General features: G+C 33.9%; 15 protein-coding genes and 2 riboswitches. Of the genes, 2 read left to right on the top strand and 13 right to left on the bottom strand.

The features are described 5' to 3' along the window. Positions 1 to 48: 48 nt before the first annotated feature. A riboswitch (cyclic di-GMP riboswitch) is annotated at positions 49 to 132 on the bottom strand. Positions 133 to 400: 268 nt separating this feature from the next. Beyond that, positions 401 to 1,687, top strand: a complete 1,287-nt coding sequence (locus tag ACFSTA_RS20530; protein WP_377558701.1) for a hypothetical protein — start codon at positions 401 to 403, stop codon at positions 1,685 to 1,687. 117 nt (positions 1,688 to 1,804) lie between these two features. Here ACFSTA_RS20530 and ACFSTA_RS20525 read toward each other — a convergent pair whose 3' ends face one another. The 7 genes from ACFSTA_RS20525 to ACFSTA_RS20495 form a co-directional block, all read right to left on the bottom strand. Then, positions 1,805 to 3,547, bottom strand: coding sequence for a methyl-accepting chemotaxis protein (locus ACFSTA_RS20525; protein ID WP_377558700.1), 1,743 nt, complete (start codon positions 3,545 to 3,547; stop codon positions 1,805 to 1,807). A gap of 21 nt (positions 3,548 to 3,568) precedes the next feature. Then, the gene (locus ACFSTA_RS20520; protein ID WP_377558771.1) at positions 3,569 to 5,206 is read right to left on the bottom strand and encodes a pyridoxal phosphate-dependent decarboxylase family protein; all 1,638 of its coding nucleotides are present in this window, start codon (positions 5,204 to 5,206) and stop codon (positions 3,569 to 3,571) included. Between the two features lie 46 nt (positions 5,207 to 5,252). Further along, complete coding sequence (locus ACFSTA_RS20515) at positions 5,253 to 6,620, bottom strand: sodium-dependent transporter (RefSeq protein WP_377558699.1); 1,368 nt, start codon at positions 6,618 to 6,620, stop codon at positions 5,253 to 5,255. 129 nt (positions 6,621 to 6,749) lie between these two features. After that, a riboswitch (cyclic di-GMP riboswitch) is annotated at positions 6,750 to 6,835 on the bottom strand. A gap of 368 nt (positions 6,836 to 7,203) precedes the next feature. Beyond that, positions 7,204 to 8,334: a Ger(x)C family spore germination protein gene (locus tag ACFSTA_RS20510; RefSeq protein WP_377558698.1), complete on the bottom strand. Its 1,131-nt coding sequence runs from the start codon at positions 8,332 to 8,334 to the stop codon at positions 7,204 to 7,206. A 1-nt stretch (position 8,335) separates the two neighbouring features. After that, positions 8,336 to 9,784, bottom strand: a complete 1,449-nt coding sequence (locus ACFSTA_RS20505; RefSeq protein ID WP_377558697.1) for a spore germination protein — start codon at positions 9,782 to 9,784, stop codon at positions 8,336 to 8,338. Further along, positions 9,774 to 10,865 carry a GerAB/ArcD/ProY family transporter gene (locus ACFSTA_RS20500; protein WP_377558696.1) on the bottom strand — a complete coding sequence of 364 codons (1,092 nt, stop codon included), beginning with the start codon at positions 10,863 to 10,865 and terminating at the stop codon, positions 9,774 to 9,776. The genes ACFSTA_RS20505 and ACFSTA_RS20500 overlap by 11 nt, the downstream gene beginning before the upstream one ends. Positions 10,866 to 11,484: 619 nt before the next feature. Continuing rightward, positions 11,485 to 12,318 carry a hypothetical protein gene (locus ACFSTA_RS20495; RefSeq protein WP_377558695.1) on the bottom strand — a complete coding sequence of 278 codons (834 nt, stop codon included), beginning with the start codon at positions 12,316 to 12,318 and terminating at the stop codon, positions 11,485 to 11,487. 187 nt (positions 12,319 to 12,505) lie between these two features. Here ACFSTA_RS20495 and ACFSTA_RS20490 point away from each other — a divergent pair, with 187 nt between their 5' ends. Continuing rightward, complete coding sequence (locus ACFSTA_RS20490) at positions 12,506 to 12,709, top strand: hypothetical protein (protein WP_377558694.1); 204 nt, start codon at positions 12,506 to 12,508, stop codon at positions 12,707 to 12,709. Positions 12,710 to 12,978: 269 nt separating this feature from the next. On the opposite strand, the gene ACFSTA_RS20485 is transcribed toward ACFSTA_RS20490, so the two are convergent. The 6 genes from ACFSTA_RS20485 to ACFSTA_RS20460 all read right to left on the bottom strand — a co-directional run bounded on the left by ACFSTA_RS20485 (position 12,979) and on the right by ACFSTA_RS20460 (position 20,442). Further along, positions 12,979 to 13,182 carry a hypothetical protein gene (locus ACFSTA_RS20485; protein WP_377558693.1) on the bottom strand — a complete coding sequence of 68 codons (204 nt, stop codon included), beginning with the start codon at positions 13,180 to 13,182 and terminating at the stop codon, positions 12,979 to 12,981. Positions 13,183 to 13,613: 431 nt separating this feature from the next. Continuing rightward, positions 13,614 to 16,166, bottom strand: a complete 2,553-nt coding sequence (locus ACFSTA_RS20480) for an FtsX-like permease family protein (RefSeq protein ID WP_377558691.1) — start codon at positions 16,164 to 16,166, stop codon at positions 13,614 to 13,616. Beyond that, entirely contained in the window at positions 16,163 to 16,831 is a 669-nt protein-coding gene (locus ACFSTA_RS20475; RefSeq protein ID WP_377558690.1) for an ABC transporter ATP-binding protein, read from the bottom strand. Before ACFSTA_RS20475 ends, ACFSTA_RS20480 begins: the two co-directional genes overlap by 4 nt. 74 nt (positions 16,832 to 16,905) lie before the next feature. Further along, positions 16,906 to 17,229 carry a hypothetical protein gene (locus ACFSTA_RS20470; RefSeq protein WP_377558689.1) on the bottom strand — a complete coding sequence of 108 codons (324 nt, stop codon included), beginning with the start codon at positions 17,227 to 17,229 and terminating at the stop codon, positions 16,906 to 16,908. A gap of 1,535 nt (positions 17,230 to 18,764) precedes the next feature. Then, positions 18,765 to 19,115, bottom strand: a complete 351-nt coding sequence (locus ACFSTA_RS20465) for a spore coat protein (RefSeq protein ID WP_377558688.1) — start codon at positions 19,113 to 19,115, stop codon at positions 18,765 to 18,767. A gap of 562 nt (positions 19,116 to 19,677) precedes the next feature. After that, positions 19,678 to 20,442 (bottom strand): ABC transporter ATP-binding protein, encoded by a 765-nt coding sequence (locus ACFSTA_RS20460; protein ID WP_377558687.1) that lies wholly within the window; start codon positions 20,440 to 20,442, stop codon positions 19,678 to 19,680. Between the last annotated feature and the right edge of the window lie 28 nt (positions 20,443 to 20,470).

The following is a 20,470-nucleotide window of genomic DNA, read 5'->3' as shown; positions in this document are numbered from 1 at the left end:
CCACTTCCTTATGAATCTAGTAAAAAGAGAGGGTCATTGCATTGTTTCGACGGCAGCTGGCTGACATAGAAATGCTCCTTAGTCCCTATAGCTTTGCGTCATCATTTTTCAATGATTTTGCCTTTCTCTCCATTCACTTATCTATACGTGAGTATGGTTCAAAATTTGGGGGGATTGGGTAAATTTTTTTAAGAAAATTGTATGGATTGTACACCCTTGTAAAAATACTGAAAAAAATCTTATTTACCGAGTGAAAACGAATAGGATAAAACACCTATAAATTTAACTAACCTATAAAACACACAATGTCTTTAGTACTGTTTTTCAGAAAAAATATGGTAGATCGTTGACTTCATTGGTAATGATTGCTAATTTTATTACTTGATGGGAGGAGATAGTAGTGCAAAAATATTTCAAACTGATTATGGTTATTTTATTCTCCGGATTACTTTTAATAGGTTGTAGTTCAGATGATGATACTACAGAACCTGTACAAGGAAACTCAGATTCAGGTACTAACGAAGGTGAATCGGATTCGAACACGGAAGAAAATGATTCCAATTCGGAGGTGGGTGAACCAATAGTCACTGAAATTCATTCTCTTCAGGAAGAGGAGGATATTTCTCGAGATAATATTTCCATTAATTATGATGGAAGTGTAGTATTTTTTAATCTAGAAGATGATACAGGCGAGGATGAAGAGAGGACACCATATTTTTATTACAACGGCGATATGATTGATGCTTCATCTATAGATAGTTTTACAGATTGTATCTTCTCTATGAAAGAATCAGATACAATCTATTTTACAGGCTCTTGTAAGGATGAAAACGAAACTAGAGTTTCCGTTGTGTATGATATTACAGAAAACACTATTACACATTCTACCGATAGTGATAGAAACTTAAAAGTACTGAATGACGGTAGAGTTTTATTTACAGTAGAGTACAGTGAAGATGGAACGATTTATGAATTAACAGAAGACGGAGAAGAGCCTTTTATTGAAATAGAAGATATGCCAACAATATTAGGCTTTAATTTTGACCATAATGGTGAAGTTTTCTTCATCTATGGAGCTAATGATGAAAATTGGAATTCCTATGTATACGATACAACTAGCGACTCAGAACCCGTTCCATTTCAATCGGTTCCGGATGATGATGAAGCGACAACTGTTGAAGGCAGAATTTCTCCAGACGGAAAGTACATTATGTATCGATATCGTGGAGTAACTGGTGGAAAACATTATAATTATGTTGACAGTTATATATATGATAGAGACACCGAAGAAGAGATCCAGTTAGGACATGGTTTTGAAATGAATTTTGTCCGACCTAATGGATATGTGATCGATGAAATAAGGGAATATGGACAGGTTATATTTAATGTGGATACAAATACATGGCTAGGACCTGATACGGCTGATATTACCTATTTTGATTCCACATATAAAGATGAGTACCTTGATGATACGGATAGCGATGATTTCCAAAGATCCAGTTTTGTAGCACTTTCTGGAGATGGTGAAACCGTCCTTACATTAGATAGGTTTAGAGCGTTAGGAGAAGACGACGAAGACTTTTCAAAATTACAAACGATATCCACAGAGAATTATATACAGTTCTTAGAAGAATATGACATTGAAATTGATTTCGAACCATCCCCATTTAATGAAAATGGTGCGTAAATAGACACAAAATGAGAGGAAAGGTAAACGAATAATACGTTTACCTTTCCTCTCCTCATTCTGGGTCGAGGGGTCTGTCCCTCCGTCCCGAGGGGACTGACCCTTCGTCCCGTCTAATTATGCTTTGAATTTTGTAATCATGGATTGTAATTCTTGCGCAAGGTGGTTCAATTCTTCAGCAGCATCTGATAATTGGTTAACGGATTCAACTTGTTCAGATGTACTCGCTTCTATTTCTAATGCGAATTCAGAATTATTACTTGCAACAACCGTTAATTCCTTAACTGACGAAGATGCTTCTTCGGTACCAGCAGAAATTTCTTGAGAAGCAGCAGAAATATCCTCAATTTTATTCGTAACTTGTTCTGTAAATGCTTTAATTTTCTCGAATAACTCTCCCGTGGTATGTGCGTATTCCGTTCCTTTTTGTGCTTCATTTGTTCCGATCTCCATAGCAGAAACAGCATTACTTGTTTCCATTTGAATTTCTTCGATAATTTTGGAGATTTTTTCCGTTGACTCACTGGATTCCTCTGCTAATTTTCTAACTTCCTGTGCAACAACAGCAAACCCTTGTCCATGTTCACCTGCTCGCGCTGCCTCAATTGCTGCGTTTAAGGCAAGTAAGTTGGTCTGCTCCGAAATGCCTGTAATAACTTCTAGAATACTACTAATTTCATTCGAACGGTCTTGTAAAGAGGTTACTACTTTACTTGATTGTTCCACTGTTTTGTTAATGGTATCCATTTGAGATATCACATTTTGGATAGCGGATAAACCATCATGAGAAACAGATGCCATATCCTTCGAAACTACCGTAATATCTTGTGACGAGCTTGCAACTCCCTCAATTTCACTTGCCATCTGTTCAATTGCATTGGAAGACTCCATAATAGCAGCTTCTTGTGTTTGAATACCACTTGTCATTTGCTTGATATTATCACTTATATGGACAGATGTTTCTTTCGATTGATCCGTTACATTTTTTACAAGGTCTGAAGACTGTAAAACCGTAGTAGACGTCTCACCTATTTTACTAATCATATTTCTCAATTCTTGGGCCATATAGTTAAAGGCTTCATTCATCTTCCCTAGATCATCTTCTCTAGTTGGTAAGTGAATATCTAAATTTCCCTTTCTCATTTCATCAATACCCGAATTTAAATGTTTTAGTGGCTGGGCATTTTTACGAATAGAGATAATTTTAATAATCACAAATACAATTATTAACGGTATAAGAATGATCAAGGAGTTAGTCAAAAATCGATTGGTTCCCTCTTTAACCATACTAGCATCTACGTCTACTCCGAAATAAGCATAAAGTTCACCCGAGTTATTCGTAATCGGATAAAGAACCGTAATCCATGTTCCAAAATCATCATCATATATTTCAGATGTTGTGATCTCCTCTGTTTCCACAAGTTCATGAATACCTTCAATCATTACATTCGGTTGTTCATATAGATCACCAAGGTGAATATCAAATTCTTGTAAAGCCTCAATCATATGAGTAGGTGTGGAAATAATAACTGATTTTCCATCCTGAAGCTCAGTGCCTAGTATATAACCTTGAGCTACAAGTGGGTTATTTGCTGAGATGGAATCAAAAAATGAAATTAACTCTTTTTGTACATTTCCATCCGGAGTTGGATTTTCAGCCGCCTCAGCTACTAATCCCTGGTCAATTTGCTCTCCCCATTGATTAGCAATGTCCACTGCTTGTTTTTCCATTTCTTCTTCTAATACATCTTTTTGAATCTTAATGCTACTAACGAGTAAAGTAATTCCTACTAAAAGCATTAAAGAAGTAGATATAATAATAATTTTTGTTGTAAATGATAGTTTTCTAAATTTATTCATTTTGTTTCTCCTATTCTCTTTTTAAACCAATATTTGTTCACGAGTTTTAAGATAAAATGCCATATGTTCCTTTAAAAAAGCAACATAACGATCAATTTCCTCTATTGTTGTATATGGGGAAACGGCAAAAAACTTATGTGCATACACTGGAATTCGCTGGTCTGAATTTACAGGTTCTATTAAACGCTGCTTTCTTGTATTGCCAAAGAAAATCGTATCCCTTTCCAATCCAAGTACTTCTGCAAACTCATCGTTAAACTGATTAATTTCCGTCATTTCTTCACATGTCAAATGACCATCCCGCTCATCGTTCCATTTTTGTGCTTCTGGATAAAAGCGGAAAGTCGTGATCGGTGAAATATCATTCGTCATTGCTACATTCTGAACCTCTTTGGTTAATGCTTCTCTAAAAGCAATATTTACACGGATATAATTAGCTAATAGCTCTTGATAACCTTCCACACCAAATGCTAATAACGAAGCATATATCGCCATTGCACTTCCCATTCGAGAACATTCCAGTGTATAGCTTGTATGGTAGCTTCCATATCCACGATTTCCAACATATGGTGTTTCAGAAGCATCTAAATCTACATATTTTAAGTATTCTTTGTCTTTTATCAAAAACAAACTAGTAATATATGGTGTTTGTCCAAGTTTATGAAAATCAAATACCATACTATCTGCCAATCTTATGTTTCTAAATTTCTGCTGATAATTAGTTAATACGTCACATACCTTTTCATCAAACTGCAATGGATTATTTTCGAAGTCATACTCATTAAAGAAGGTGTACATACCTCCCATTGCAGAATCGGCATGAATATAGATTGGATTTAAACCATTTTTTTGTTCCAACTCTTCCGTAATTCTTTTCATCCCTGCAAGGTCATCTATTCCAAATGTATCTGTTGTACCCATGGTAGCAAGAACATAGAGAGGAATACCGCCTTCAGCTATCACCTGCTCCATTTTTTCTTGTAAGTCTTCTAAATCCATAGAGTGATCCTCTTTAACCTTCACTCGAATCATGTTATCTATGCCAATCCCAGTCGCTTCAACTGATTTATACAGACTATAATGAGAAAGCTCCGAACAGAAACAATAGACATTGTTAGGTACTCCATTGCGATTCGATTGTGGAGCGTGGCGAGCAATAGCAAGACGTAAGGATTGAAAAACAGCTCCTTGCCCTCCCCAGGTTGTATAACCTGTACTAACGGTTGCATCATATCCGATTAACTTTGATAGCATACTTGTTACTTCTACTTCTGCCGTTGCTGCCGCTGGACCTTCCACATCCCAGAGGTTATTACCATTAACCAATACCATTATCAAATTACCTAAAATACTCGCTATGTTTGGTAGCGGCGCTGCATTTGCTACATAATTGCGATTAACATAGCGATGTCCTTTCACTAAGTTTAAAAGCTTTTGGACTGTATCTTCCATAGGTAATCCCATTTCTGGAACCATTGCCTGTTGAATAACACGGTTATAGTAATCCTCGGTATACTCTGGCATTTCCCCTAATGTTAATTTGGAAGGATCTTTTAACTCATCTATCTCCGTAAAAATATTTTTTATATGAGAGATTATTTCTTCTCTTTGATATTCATTACCATCTATACTTGGAAACAATTTTTGCATTTCCTTCATTGTCGCCATACACATAACCTCCATGAAGTTTTAACTTGTTGTATTCCTAATTAAATAAATCTATTATCCAATTAAATAACCCTAATACATCTAAAAAGACAATAATAATTGCAATCGGAGTTACATATTTTAATAAGACAAACCATATCGAAAAGAAAACGGATCCTATGTTCGAACCAGACTTTAATTCTGTAAATAGTACATCCTTTGATACTTTTCGGGATACAAAAATTGCAATTAATAGTGCACCTAAGGGCATTAAAACATTACTTACTGCAAAATCCATTAGATCGAAAAATGTTTTATTAAATAGCTGTACGTCTGCCAAAATACCATAAGATAAACAAGATGGTATACCAACGATAAAAATAAGAATTCCTACTATCCAAGTTGATTTTTTACGCTTCATTGGATTATTTTTCGTAACGGAAGCCACAATAATTTCAATCATAGAAAAGGCAGATGTTAAAGCAGCGAATAAAAACAAAATTAAAAAGGCTAAAAAGAAAAACATCCCAAAAGGCATTTGGTTAAATACTTCAGGTAAAACCGCGAATATTAAAACCGGACCCGCATTCGGTTCGAGGTCAAAGGAGAAGACCCCAGGAAAAATAGCTAATCCTGCTAATAATGCGATAATTGTATTTAATATAATGATAGAAAAAGCTGATTGTGGTAAATTTTGCGTTCTAGGTAAGTAAGATGCATAAGTTACCATAACGGAAACCCCTAAAGAAAGCGTAAAAAATGACTGTCCAAGTGCAAATAATATACTTTCTGACGTCAATTTTGAAAAATCAGGTACTAATAGGAACTTCACGCCTTCCATTGCACCATCAAGACTCAACGAACGAATCACTAATCCAATAAAGAGTATTAGTAGAGCAGGCATCATGATTTTACTTGCTAATTCTATTCCTTTTTGAATTCCTTTAGAAACGACAAGAATGGATATAAGCATAAATACGAACTGAGCAGTAAGCGTCGCAAAAGGATTCGAGATAATTTCTTCGAATAACTCCATATATCGCCCTTGTTCCAGTCCGTTTAATCCACCCGACACTATTTTTACGATATATAGGATAATCCAACCGCCGACTACACTGTAGAAAGATAAAAGTATAAAGCTAGTAAATACTCCAATTTTACCTATAAAACTCCATTTCGGATTGGATGTTAGTTTACTATACGCATCGATCGGATTACTTTGTCCCTTTCTCCCAATAATAAATTCCCCTAATAATAGTGGCATTCCCAACACAAGTGTAAATGCTAAGAATAAGAAGAAGAACGCTCCTCCACCACCAGTTCCTGCAACATAAGGAAACTTCCAAATAGCTCCTAAGCCAATCGCAGATCCTGCAGCCGCTAAAATAAAGCCAATTTTTGATTTCCAGTGTTCTTGTTGTGACATGCTAATTCCTTTCCTTTCTCCTATCATTTCCTCTACTAGCAAGACAAATTGAAAATAAAAAAGTCCACACGAAATATCGGTGGACATAAAAATGTAAATTAATACATCATTAATATTATCTCCAACCTTTTCGGCAACCCGGCTGCCATAGAAATTATTCCATTAGGCCCGTAGCTTTGCGTCCTCACTTTTCAATGAGTTTGCTATTATCGAAGGAATGAATAAAAAATTGTTTTTTATTTATCTGCACCTACTGCATAAATGCTACTTTAGTTGCAAATTTATATGTGATGAAAGTTGTAATGGTTCCATATATTTACTTTACTTCCAATCACCAGTTCAATTTTACTATAACTTTATACCCGATGAAAGGTAAATCCTTATATTCCAATTTTTTGTATAAGTGAGAGTTTTATATAAACTTTGAAAATAAACACGAGTAATATTTTAATCGGTACCACAGGTAGTCTCGTAATCTAAATAATTTGTTTAAAAACTTCGGAAAGAGCCACTAACAGTGAAACCATTCTATTCTAATATTATGAAAACTGGTACAAGAGAACTGTTTTCAATTGCTTCTCCCTCAATCATATATACCTTTACTTTCAAGATGAAAGGTGGTTGAAATTTCATTTAAAGTTTCTTCTGTAAGTTGGAAATCTTTCACATTTTCAAGCTTCATACCATTGCGAAATAAAATCCTTCTCAAACTATATATATCAGTATTATTATCCAACCCTATTTGATAAGTTTTTCTAATTTCTTCTTCAATTTGATGATTTATCAATTGTTCTATTTCTTCTAACGATCTACTTTCCTTTAGATCCGTTAATTGTCCAGTTGCTTTTAATTCAATGTTAAATTTTGCACTTCTCCCTTCTTCTATCTGTTTTATATTCGTCGAGGGTCTACTTATTTCTACCATTCCTATAACTTTTTCGTCTTCTATAATCTTAACCGGAGTATTTTCCGTATCAGATTCAATCCACCGTAATCCTTTTAATTCTTCAAGAGACATCCATTTCGTAAATTTTTCTTGGACAATCGGAAAACCACCATTTATTTTCAACGTTTTTTTGGGGTCTTCCTTTGTAGAAATCTCTTTCCATGAATCATAGTCTAAACTTATAGATGGTAATACTGCAGTACTACCTGGTTCCTTATAGATTGAAACAAACTTATGCATTCTTATTGGCTTGATAAACGAATGCACTCTGTACCCATTTTCTGGTTTGTATAAAATCGTATAGAGAGGTGGTAACTTGAAGAAGCCAGAAACACCAAGTATTTCTTCCACAGGTTCTTTTGTAGCGAACATCCATGGTGTGTAACGAAACTCTCCATTTCTATTTATGGCTTGTTCAAAGGTCTCAATTCCCTTTTTCAGCACAGATTCCGAATAAATGATTGCTCCAACTTGTCCCCAATTAATCGATTCCTGGGATGTATGATATAAATTAGTCACTGCCTCATTTAACGTAGATCCTAAACTTTTTCCAATAAATAATGAAACATCCTCAGATTGCTTCCCCCCTTCCTTTTTAGCTACATTGGCGAAATCCATCATTTGCACATAGAGTATATAATTTTCATCCACATAATCTATGCCAATAGCTGTAGCAAAATTAACTTCACCGACATCCTTTTCATCCCAGCAACCACTTAAAGTAAGTAACAGAATAGCTCCTATCCAAACACCTTTGTATAGTCTCAATTTATTTTTCCTCCTGCCTGTCATCATCCATTGGGTTAAGTATACTGGCACGTTTAGTTTGCTTATTTACTGGAATTCTTAGCATCGTTTTAGGAAAATCATCTTTAACGAATGGGGAAATAGGACTTAAATATGGTATTCCAAAAGATTCAAGTTTAGCAAGGTAGCCAATAATCAAAAACATACTGAGGAAAAAACCATACATTCCTAGAACACCGGCGCATAGTATGGAAAATAACCTTAAAATAGTAACAGTTCCAAACAAGGATTGATTCCCTAATGTAAATGTCGCAACAGCAGTAATAGATGAGACAACAAGCATTGTTGGGGATGTTAATCCCGCTCTAATTGCAGCATCACCAACAATAAGTCCTCCTACTACGGCAACTGTCTGTCCAACAGCTTTTGGCAATCTGACACCTGCTTCACGAAAAAGCTCAAAAAGACCGATCATTAGCAACAATTCAATGGTGGTGTTAAAAGGAATACCAATTCGATTAGCACCAATTGTCGCAAGCAATGAAAAAGGGATCTGAGCCATATTATATGTAGATAAAGCGACCCAAAATGATGGAAGGAAAATAGACAATACTAATCCAACAATTCTTATTAAAATTTCAAATGAAGCATAATAAAACGGCATATGGTCATCTTCAGACGTTTTCAAGAGAACGCCTAGATTAGCTGGCCCAATAATAACATTTGGTACATTATCTATAAAAATTGCGAAGCGTCCACGGGACAAATAGTTAACAACTCCATCGGGTCGTGATACGCTCTCTAATAACGGAAAAAAAGAATAGCGGGAATCCACAAGTAGTTCAGCCAGTTGATTATCACTGCTTACTATATCTATATCAATCCCTTTTAAACGCTCTGTAACCTCCTTAATTATTTTTTCATTTTGTATATCTGTCATATAAACTAGGCATACTTTTGAATTGCTCCTTTTCCCTATAGTGAAGGATTTAGCAACCAATGAATCCGTTTTTAAACGCTTGCGAACTAAAGCAATATTTGTGCCAATATCTTCTATAAAGGCATCCCGTGGTCCTTTAACAGACACTTCAGTTGTTGATTCCTCAGGTGACCTTTGTGGAGGTTTAGATGTATTAAAAAAATAAATTGTTTCTGTTATTAGTATAGCAGTATACCCATCAAAAACTTTATTTTGTATTTCTTTAGCTACTGATGAGTGATCCATAACCCATTTGATAGAATCAGAACAATTTATTTCTTCCACTGAACCCTTAATGTTAGCCTTCCGAATTTCCGGAAGAATACTTTCTACCAACAGATCACTATTAATTAAACCTTCACAATATACAACGATGATATCGTCTGTTTTTTTCTCACTATTTATTCTATGTTTCTCAACTATCACATCAGAAGAATGTTGAAAAATATCATAAAAATAAGCAGCATTTATATCTGCATTATTATTTTTCATGTGCCGACATTCCATTCATAGATTTCTTTATAAGAAAAGCTAAAAATACCGTCATCATAATCCCAAAAATACTTGTTGCTAGATAAAAATATCTACTTAAAAAGAGTGAGAATTGCTCGTCCGATATGGGTAACAGAATAAGTAATAAATAGAATATGCAAACAACAGTTTGTATAATTATATGCTGTCTTTTTTCTTTAAGTTTGAATGTTTTTGTTATTAAATACATAATAAGCGCCAAACGAATAAAAGAACCTGAAAGCCACTGATAAATAGATAAAAAATCTAAATGATTAAAATATTGACCGATACTAAGTATTCTCCATTGCATAAATGCAGGGTATGTTATTCTTCCTGCTTCCTCTGTTCCAAAAATTGCAATACTTCCTATTAAAGGGCTCAATGTAAGAAAAAATAAAAATAGAGATAATAATATCAAATGACGAAATTTCACTTTCTTTGCGACTTCATGCTGGATCATTAATAATAGAAAGATTTCTATTAATGATCCAAAAACAAAAATGGACCCTTTCATGACATCAACCCAACCATTCTGAATAAGAACTGGCAATATTAACGAATAATTTTTATCTGGAATAGTACCAACAGTTACAAACACTTCAAATATGATTACAAAAGGAATCAATACACCAGCACAAATTGCAATGACATTTATCTTTTCATAGGAAATATACAATGAAACGATAAGTATTGAGAACCCGATAGCCATTATTGGGGTATTGAGCAAATACGTATTATGTGTCCAGGTCACTGTTTCCTTTAAAGTTATAAAACCAGTAATAAAAAGGAAAACAACCAGCAACATAGCAACTGCTCTCCGAAGGACGATACTATAATTTGTTTCCAGCCATTCAAACATAGAGACATTATTAAACCGCTTTGTAACATACAACAATAAGCAAAGAAATGGGATAATCATAAAAAAACCAATAATAGCACTAATCCAGGCATCGCGACCAGCAACGTCAATTATTAAAGGGATAACAAGTACATGATTAATTAATCCTGTACTTAATAGAAAAATAATAAAAAACTGAGAAATGCTAATCTGGTTGTTCATAGAATCCTCCAAAGTAGAAAATATCAATACTTAACTTGTTATAAAATCACCTTTCCCATGCGGAATCTAGGAGAAATGTATAAACGATTTTGTTGATACAAATCAACGAAAAACTAATGCAAGAGAAATGTCCTTAGCAAATTTACTATCTATAATAGTAATCATCATCTCTATTAACTCCCTGATTCCCTTGTAATTTAGAATGGTTAACTTCTATGTTATTATTCATTAAACAAAATAAAAGGCAATGCTACTTGGAAAGTTTGTAAAAAAAATTCATAATGAATTAAAGGAAAAACTCATGCTCTGCTCTGATCTGCGCTCTTAAGGTTATAGTGGGTTATTTATGGTCTCAAGTATGATAAAAAATGTAGTAGAGTATTTAACTGGTGAAGGTGGTAACAAGTCGATTGCTAAAAAGTTTGTGTTCAAAGTCCGACATAGATATCTGAGGAAAGAGGTGTTTAACAATGTGTTCAATAGTGTGGCATAACAAGTATCATTTATTTCTATCTATAAAATTCGTTTGTGACGTATTTTGAACTGATTTTGTTAGTAAAATTAATGTTAATAGTTCTATAAATTAGACCAGCAAGGAACCATCCCTGCTTATAAAAAATCATCTTGCAATTTTGGAAATAAAAGAGTAGGCATACTGGATCCACCAGAGTAAAAGAGTTGCCAGCACGAAATAAATACTTGTATACACCCAAAATGGTATTTCAACCACGAGGACACCTAAGTAATACAATGGCAAATCAATTCCGTAAACCAAAATAGGTGCAAATAAACGCCAGCGGAGTTTTCGGAATTGTATAATTGCTACAACAAAAATTAGACCTTTTATCAAGCCCATGATCGCCGATATAAACATGTTATCACGATAAACATTTTCAAAAAAACCAAATTCATAATGACGAATTGTCGCAACAGACATTATGTACATCACAGTAGCCGTACCACTCCAACCCTGCATCCACAACGATAGAAAACGTGACCATTTAGTACCTAACTGAAGAGCACGCATCCAGAACTTACTTAATAAAAGGAAAAACAATACAGAGATGAACGTATATCCCTTCCACCACCAGTTTGCATGATAAATATCTAGCCACTCAAATAACCATTCTACACCAACCAATATTACTGCAAATAGTACGAACCAACGTAACCTAAGCTGGTACACCGCGGCTACTATACCTAAGGTAGGAATGACAAATAAATTTGAAACAATTGCCCCTAGTATGTGGTCGTAGTATTGTACAGAGAGTACTTCAGGAATATAAAAGTAGCTGTTTCCAATGATCATGACAAAAAGTTCTGCTATATATACCATTCCAGAAAAACACAGAAATAGTACAATTAAACCAAATTGTCGTTTATGAACAATTACTATAGTCAATATTGTTATGCTTATAATAGTAAGGATCAAATAAGGGACATAGTTAGGCATTGGTCAAGCTCCCTTTTTCCATTATCTTATCCTACAAACCATCTATTATATACGCAAAACGTAAAAGATTACTATATGGTTTACAATAACGATTTTATTACTATTCATGGAAATTTTAAAAATGATCCGTTAGCGTCTGTCTATAAAATAAACAACACCTCCTTTGCACTTAGGAAGTAGTCTATATATGGGACGCCGTAAGATTAGAAACGTTAGAAGCAGTGGAAACAATAATAATTCCGTGGCAGGTGTAAATAACAGCAACAATAATAATTCCGTAGCAGGTGCAACAGATGAAGTAATCTATACCCCAACAAAAAATGTAGTAAATACCGTTAAGACCTTAGATTCCCATCTCTATAATATAGTATTTAATAACATGGGTTCTTGAGTTTTTGACAATGGTATAGATTAAGATAAAAGAGAATTTCCGTTACCTTTTACACATTATACCTCAGCCTTAATGGCCACTTTTCTAATTTTTACTATGCTTTATGTATTCTTCTAATAATTCATCTTCTTTTTTAAAGACAAAAATATTCTAGCTTATAATATCGTTAAATAGTTGTTTAGTTATGCTTTTAGAAAGTTGACCAGTTTCTTCTGATAGCAATTGTTCATGAATAGATACGAAATAGTCTTTAAGTAATCTCAAATAAGCTATTTCCTGTTGGTTAAGTTCATGATCTTCAATAAATGATGGTATGTTATTTCCTCATAATTAGTTCCGCGATCAATAACAGCTAACGCATCTCCATTATAATTGGATAATCCTCCCATACCGTCAATATAATAAGGCACCCTACTAATCATATAATCGATGTTACTCAAAGTTTCTGTTAAAGATGAAAATTCTTTACGCAAATCTGTTTTGTTTTTTCCTTCAATTATCGAATCCAGTTGTGCTATTGTATTCTTGATCTCGTAAAAAAACATTTATATAAGTGTTATAATAATTGTTTCTTTCTTGATTGGTTCTATAAAACTTATAATTAAAGATAAGACTAATAGACAGCAAATCTACTAAAATCAATATCATTGCCTTTCTATTTTTTTCATTTAATAACCATCCTTTGCTAAACACACCTTAAGTTCCATTATATAACATAACGCCTAGGTATTTAACAACCAAGGTGTTATGTTATATTTTACAAGTTTGTTCCTAAATTTGTACTTTTACTGTAGGTAAATTGTAATCTGATAAATTTACAGTACGGTACTCCGAAACCGTTAAGGGGAAAGTTTTTAGGGTCTATCATCCATATCCAAATCAGTTATCCGCTTAGGATTCTTTTTTAAGCATATGAATATTTCAATTTTCTCCTTAATATACTATAAGATACGATCACAATTAACATATATAAACACAGTCCTGTTGAGATGATGAAGAAAATATTTCTCATACTTACTGGATAAAAACTGAAGAAAAGAAAGAAGCTTATGATGCTACCAACTAGCAAGGCAATACCTGTCCAAAGAGATATCTCTTTCATATATAGAACCTTTATATTCCTTATCTTCCACCCAAGAAATTTATAGTTATTTATCTCTTCTCTCCGGTTTTGAAGCATCGTACTCATATTCTCAATTAATGTAATCAGCGTTAATAAAAACGTACAAATGATGAGAGTCTTATTCCAACTATTTACTTCAGCGTTTATATGTTGTCCTAGTATTGTTAGATTTGTTTGCGTTACCGATTCTGTTAATGATAAATAAACAAAAGAGGCTAACGAGCTTACTAATAGAATTTGAAGGAAGGTTGATACTATACTTTTTCGGTAGTACAATACATTTCTCAGTACTAAAGACGTGGTTACTTTTACTTTATGAGTCCCTTTCTTGCATTTCTCTTCAAAAATACTATTAAATAGCTTTGTTAGTAACACTATTACAAAGATCACCATCAACAGAATAACCAATATTTGAATTAATAGTAACATGAAGTATTGCTCTTCTGAATGCATAAAGACTGCAACACCCAGAAATGATAATAAAATAGAAACTGCAAGTAAACTAATAATCTCTTTTCTGTGCATTTTTTTGATATGTTTGTACTTCCATCCAAGCAATATGAATTGTCGTATCCCTTCCTCTTTCTCTGCAACCCACACTTTAATTCGATTTATAACGTAAATAATTGAAACTAGCATAAAGACTAATCCCAATAATAGGTTAGTGGTATCCCATTGCCCGACGATTTGGCCAGAAGCTCCTAATGTCGTCCATGATTCTTGAACTACTCCTACACCTTCTACTTCCACATCGATAACCTGTATAGAAGAACCAGCAACAACATCAACATGCAATCCCATATCAGTAATCTCATTGGCTATCCTCTCAATTTCCTTTGCTGCTGCTGGAGAATATTCATCAATCCCTGCAACTTTGACACGTATAGCATCAATTGGGTTATCTCCCTTTACAAATTCTGCCGATTCTATATTAGTTATTCCTTCAGCAGGAGCAGTGACAAAGCTTCCGGCAGTAAAGGTGGGAGTTAACGTAATTTCCTCTCCAGAAACATCCCTATGTTTTACTGGCTCTAATTGATATATGCCTAATGGACTAGATGATAAACTTTCTTCCTTCCCGTCTATATGATAATAGCCTACTGGATCAGTCATTACAGACAGTGATTCATATGATTGATCAGCCTCTCTAATACTTAATCCTTTTTCTTCAATATGGCGATAGATGGGAATACCATTTTCTTGTCCTACTTTTTCAACTCGAAGTCCTTCAGATGTTTGTTCATAATTCACAGGGGTCGCTATATAGAAGCGTGTTATATCATTCCAATTTAAAGAGTTAGCGTAGCTCACATTATTGCTATACTCATCCATGTCAACAAGCTCCCCATTTTCCTTTACAACAAGCCCCTTAGCTTCTGCATTGAAAGGCTTAATATGTTCTGTTATATCCAGTTCATGATATATCTCATTCTCTTTTGATGTTTCCATTAGATTTTCGAAAAATTGTTTATATTTAGATTCCTCGAGGTTATTGTTGAACTCATATACCTCGCTTACTCCCAATTGATCCTGAAACTGAAGTGTATCTTCACTTGTTAAAGGTAATTCTCCCATTTCTATTTTAGCTTTTACCGATATATCACTATCTTGTAACTGCATAACAGGAATAATATGAACACTTTCTAATAAATCTGGATCAGATCCAAAATCTTGGGCCAATCCCTTTTCTTCCTCTCCGTGCTTAATAGATGTAAAGCTAATACCAGTTAACTTTTCTTCTTCTTTTGCATCTATTCCTACTAGGTGATTATACGTAACTGGAAGGGGGAATAGAGCATGCTTGGGATGCATAAAATGAAACATTTCATTTTGATTAACAATTGGATAAAGTTCACTACTAGTCTCTAAAAATATTTGCTCATATGCATTATATACATAGTCATTAACCCCATCAGTCGTGGAATATTCCACTCGATATGCTGATGCATGATTAGGAGAGGGTAACACACCTAATGTTGTATTAATCCCTGTAAAATAGCCTAAAGAGGCAACTGGAGCAGCAATTTCAATGTCTGATCTATTCTTAATTTCATTCCATTGCGCTAGCGAAATACCTCCTCTTCCTCCACCTAAGTAATTTTCCGGAACAATCCCTAGTTCTTTTTCAATAGTTGTAATTGCATCAGGAGAGCGAACTAATAGATCATAACTTCCCCTAGAATGTTCAGCAATATCAGCATGTATATGGTTATACATATTTGTAATGGAGAATAGAGCAATTGGTGCGATAGAAAAAATAATAAAAAACGCAAAGATGAACAACAGATTTGTCTTTTTATTTTTTGTAATATTTTTCTTTAATAGTTGGTTCATACCCCTACGTACTCCTTTATCATCCCATCCTGCATGGTTAGAATTCGGTTACCATTTTCAACTAAACTATTATCATGGGTGACAAAAATTACTGTAATTCCTGTTTTATGTAGTTTTTGGATAATTTGCATAATTTTTTCTGTATTCTTACTATCTAAATTACCTGTAGGCTCATCACATAATAAAATATCCGGGTTATTTAAGAGAGCTCTGGCTATAGCCACCCTTTGCTTTTCTCCCCCTGATAATTCTGTCGGAAAATGATTTATTCGGTGGCTTAATCCTACATTTTCTAGGAGAGATTTCCCGTTATCCTCGATTATCTTCCTTTTGACATACGGTAATTGTGGTATCATCACATTTTCTAATACAGTGTACTGATTAAACAGCTTAAAATCTTGATAAATAAAGCCGATTTTGTTACGACGATACTCTTGTATATCAGCTTTTTCCATATCATTAAGATTCACAGCATCTATTTGTATAATCCCTGAAGAAGGGCTCAATATACCTCCAATAATATTCAACAAAGTTGTTTTCCCTGACCCAGATGCTCCTAATACAGTGACCCAATCGTTCTGATCCACATTCAACGTTATTTTATTTAGTGCAATAGTAACAGGAGTTGTCCCGAATCTCATTACGATATCTTGCAATTTAATCAAAGTTATTCCTCCTAAAAGAAATACCTTTAAGTGGAACTTAAAGGTATTTCCAAATACATATTTTCCTTAGCTAGCTATGGTAACCTATGTTCGACATATGCGCTAGCTGTTTCGGCTGTGCCATCAGATAGTTTTACAGCTGAAAATGAAGGTCTATAAGATGTCAATCTTTCATTAGTACTATAAGTATAATAAACTTGACTATAACCTTTTGAATTTCTAGAATCCCATAATCTACTTCCTGCTCCATCCCCAGGATTAAATCTTACTGCATTCGCTCCACCTTGATTCCATGAAAAGGTCCAACTTGCTTTTTGATCAGAACCCCGAATTGTTTGAGAATATGGACTAACGCTTGCAGCTTCACTAACAGTTGAGAATGTTACCAAAGTTGTCAATAATTACTAAAAGTTTCTTCATTTCCTCTCACTCCTTCCAGTCTAATTTTTCATACAATTATGTCATTTAATGTGTGCAATTATAATTTACTATTATTTTATATTTTTGTAAATATTTTTATTTTATTTTTTATATTAATCAGAAAAATAGTTTAATAGTTAAATTTAGATATTATTTATAATTTTAACTCTTAATATAAGTTCTTAGATTTCTAATTATTTTTTGATCTGTAGATCCTTCATGGAAAGGGAAATAAAGCATGAATAAAATTCATATTTAACCCAACTTTGAAATCTGCGATTGATGTTCTCAGTAGACATGAACCTATAATGCTATTAACAGCACAATGACAATAAACTTATAACGAAGTCAAGCTACAGTAAAAACTATTAATAAATGACCGATTAAAACCTTGTACGTGTAATTCAACAAACAATTTTCAAAAGTGAAATGATAATATTATAATATATTCGACTTAATTTTCCTTAATCCTCCATTCTTTGCATTGGGAAATATGACGCAACATCCTCTTGAAAAAATATAATTTACATGAACTACTTTACTAATAATTAACAGTAGAACAAAAGTTGAGGTCTTAAAAACGAGAAAACGGTATAAATCATTAAGTGAAATTGCCAAGTAGTATAAGATGAATGTCTCTTCCATTTAGAAACGGAGATACAAATTAGATAAATATAGTACTGACGTCTCAAAGAATCTTCTTTGGAAAATTTACACTAAATCTTAAAACTCTATGAGTTTATTATTTGTGTGAAATCACTAGAAAATTTAATATATCGGACCAACTGTTTAGCCTTAGCCATCATTTGCGGAAAAGAGAGCCACTAATAGAACTACTCATTTATGGAATAAAGCCAGAGCAACAGCGTAGCTGCTTTCCATTGACTATAACGCCCGATTCTTTGCAGACGCTGGAAGGGGTCGGAGCCCACCGGCGAATGCTTAGAATCGACTTGTCCGAGTTATCATATTTAAGTAGGTGTGCCTCTTAGGCATTATTTATGTCACACCTGCGATATTTCCACAACACTGACAAAAGTTAAGTCAATGGTGGCGGACTACCGAATTTACACTACCTCAGGCAAAGTAGAGCAACAAAGCAATCACGAAAAATACAAGAAAGAGATTCTTCATTACTATAAATCCTCCAATCTTTTAATATTCTTTGATTTTAGTAAAAATGAATGAGCATTTTCAGTTAATCATTATACATCGAAATGCATTTTTGCATGTGAAAATAGAGAATCTATAATTTATTAAGTTCCTTTGTTAGAAAAATAGTCCCTTCATAATATAATCATGTGTTTGTCAGCAAATTCGTCAGTGAAATTCGATGTTAGCATAGTTTCAAAATATGCCATGAGTGACTGCGTAGCTATTTCCTTTATGTGCAGATCCCACTAGGCAGCAAAGTCTTTATATTTCATGCCTTTGAGATAATCTATTGAAATTAGATTTGTATTGAAGTACAGAAAAAGCACCCATGAATAATGGATGCTTTTAACGACCTTTACTAGCCACATTTTCCTTTTCTTCTTCCTCCTACACGTCTACAGTTTGGATTGTTAATATCGCTACCACAGTCATAGTTCTCAACAACTGTTTCATTTACATCTGATTCTGTTACTGGATAATAATTTTCATTTCTAACAATAGTTCTATTGACATTTTCAACCTGAGTAGGATGCACTCGTTTAATTGTACGTTCATTAGTTGTTGTATTTACTACATTTCTTGTTGGGCTATAGATTACTTCATCCGTTGCACCTGCTACGGAATTATTATTGTTGCTGTTATTTACACCTGCCACGGAATTATTATTGTTTCCACTGCTTCTAACGTTTCTAATCTTACGGCGTCCCATAAGAAAACCTCCTTTCATATCTGATTTAATAACATTATATGAAATAGCTTGCTTCTCGTATTGGCTAATGTTCTATCAATCTATAAAAACAGCCTTTTTCTATTATTACTAACATAATAAATCCGTTCTTAACAATCATAAAAATTTTGTATTATCACTAATGAAACTCCCACTCCTATCGAAAATAATGGTAAAAGTAAGCACACCCTCTGTTACATACATTATCTTTAGTTTTTCTAGTAACTCTGTTAGGACCTGAGATTCCCATCTCGATAATATAGTATTTAATTGCATGGGTTCTTGAGTTTTTGACAATGGTATAGATGTTGTTTAGTTATGCTTTCAGAAAGTTAACCAGTTTTTTCTGATAGTAATAGTTCATGAATAGATACGAAGTAGTCTCTAAGTAATCTCAAATAAGCTATTCCATGGGTTTCATTTAAGGATGATATTAACTTTTCTTACCAGTCATTCTTATAATTTTGTTTGTTTATATCTCATGTTACCCCCGGCGTTAAACTAAGTTCTGGAACTTAATGGAAGACACCTTTCAAATGGAAAATTACAAACCATTCTCCACTAACCACTTCAGAATACTTTCTTCTCTTTTCTTACTATCATCATGCTTCGGATCGTATTTACTCATTTCCTTCTGTGCAACAAGATTTCCATCTACAATAAACAACACTCTTTCGGTTTTTGCTGCCACATTTGCATCATGTGTAACGAGCATTACGGTAGTCCCTTTTTTATTTATCTCTGCAAGAATGGCCATAATCTCTGCTGTTGATTTAGAATCCAAGGCTCCGGTCGGTTCATCGCCAAATAGGATATCTGGCTCATGTATCAATGCTCTGCAAATGGCAACTCTCTGCAGCTGTCCACCCGATCCTTGCGTGATATTATTTTCTGCAAGTTTTTCAATCCCCGTCATTTCCAATAGTTTTTTGGCTTTTTGATTGATTACATTTTTATCCGCATTTTTTGATACAAGAGCAGGAAACATCACATTGTCAATCAGTGATAGATTTTTTAATAGATTAATATCCTGAAAGATAAATCCCATGTTATTCAGTCGAATCTGTGCCAGCTCTTCTTCTTTTAAACTCGCGATTTCACTTCCCTTAAATTTTACACTGCCAGATGTAATTCTATCCATACCACTTAAATTATATAGCAGTGTTGATTTCCCACTTCCAGAAGGCCCCATAACCGCCACGAATTCACCCTCTTCTATCTCCAGATTTACGTCTTTTAAAATATGAAGCTTATTATTATCTAAATCTACTTTTTTGTTCAAACTTCTTGCTTCTACGATAGTGCTCATTTATATTCCTCCCATGCCGACTATAAAA

It is taken from the genome of Ornithinibacillus salinisoli, assembly GCF_042684965.1.
Taxonomy (GTDB): domain Bacteria; phylum Bacillota; class Bacilli; order Bacillales; family Amphibacillaceae; genus Ornithinibacillus; species Ornithinibacillus salinisoli.
Note: the sequence above shows the minus strand (reverse complement) of the source record. Positions and strands in the feature narration are given on the sequence as shown.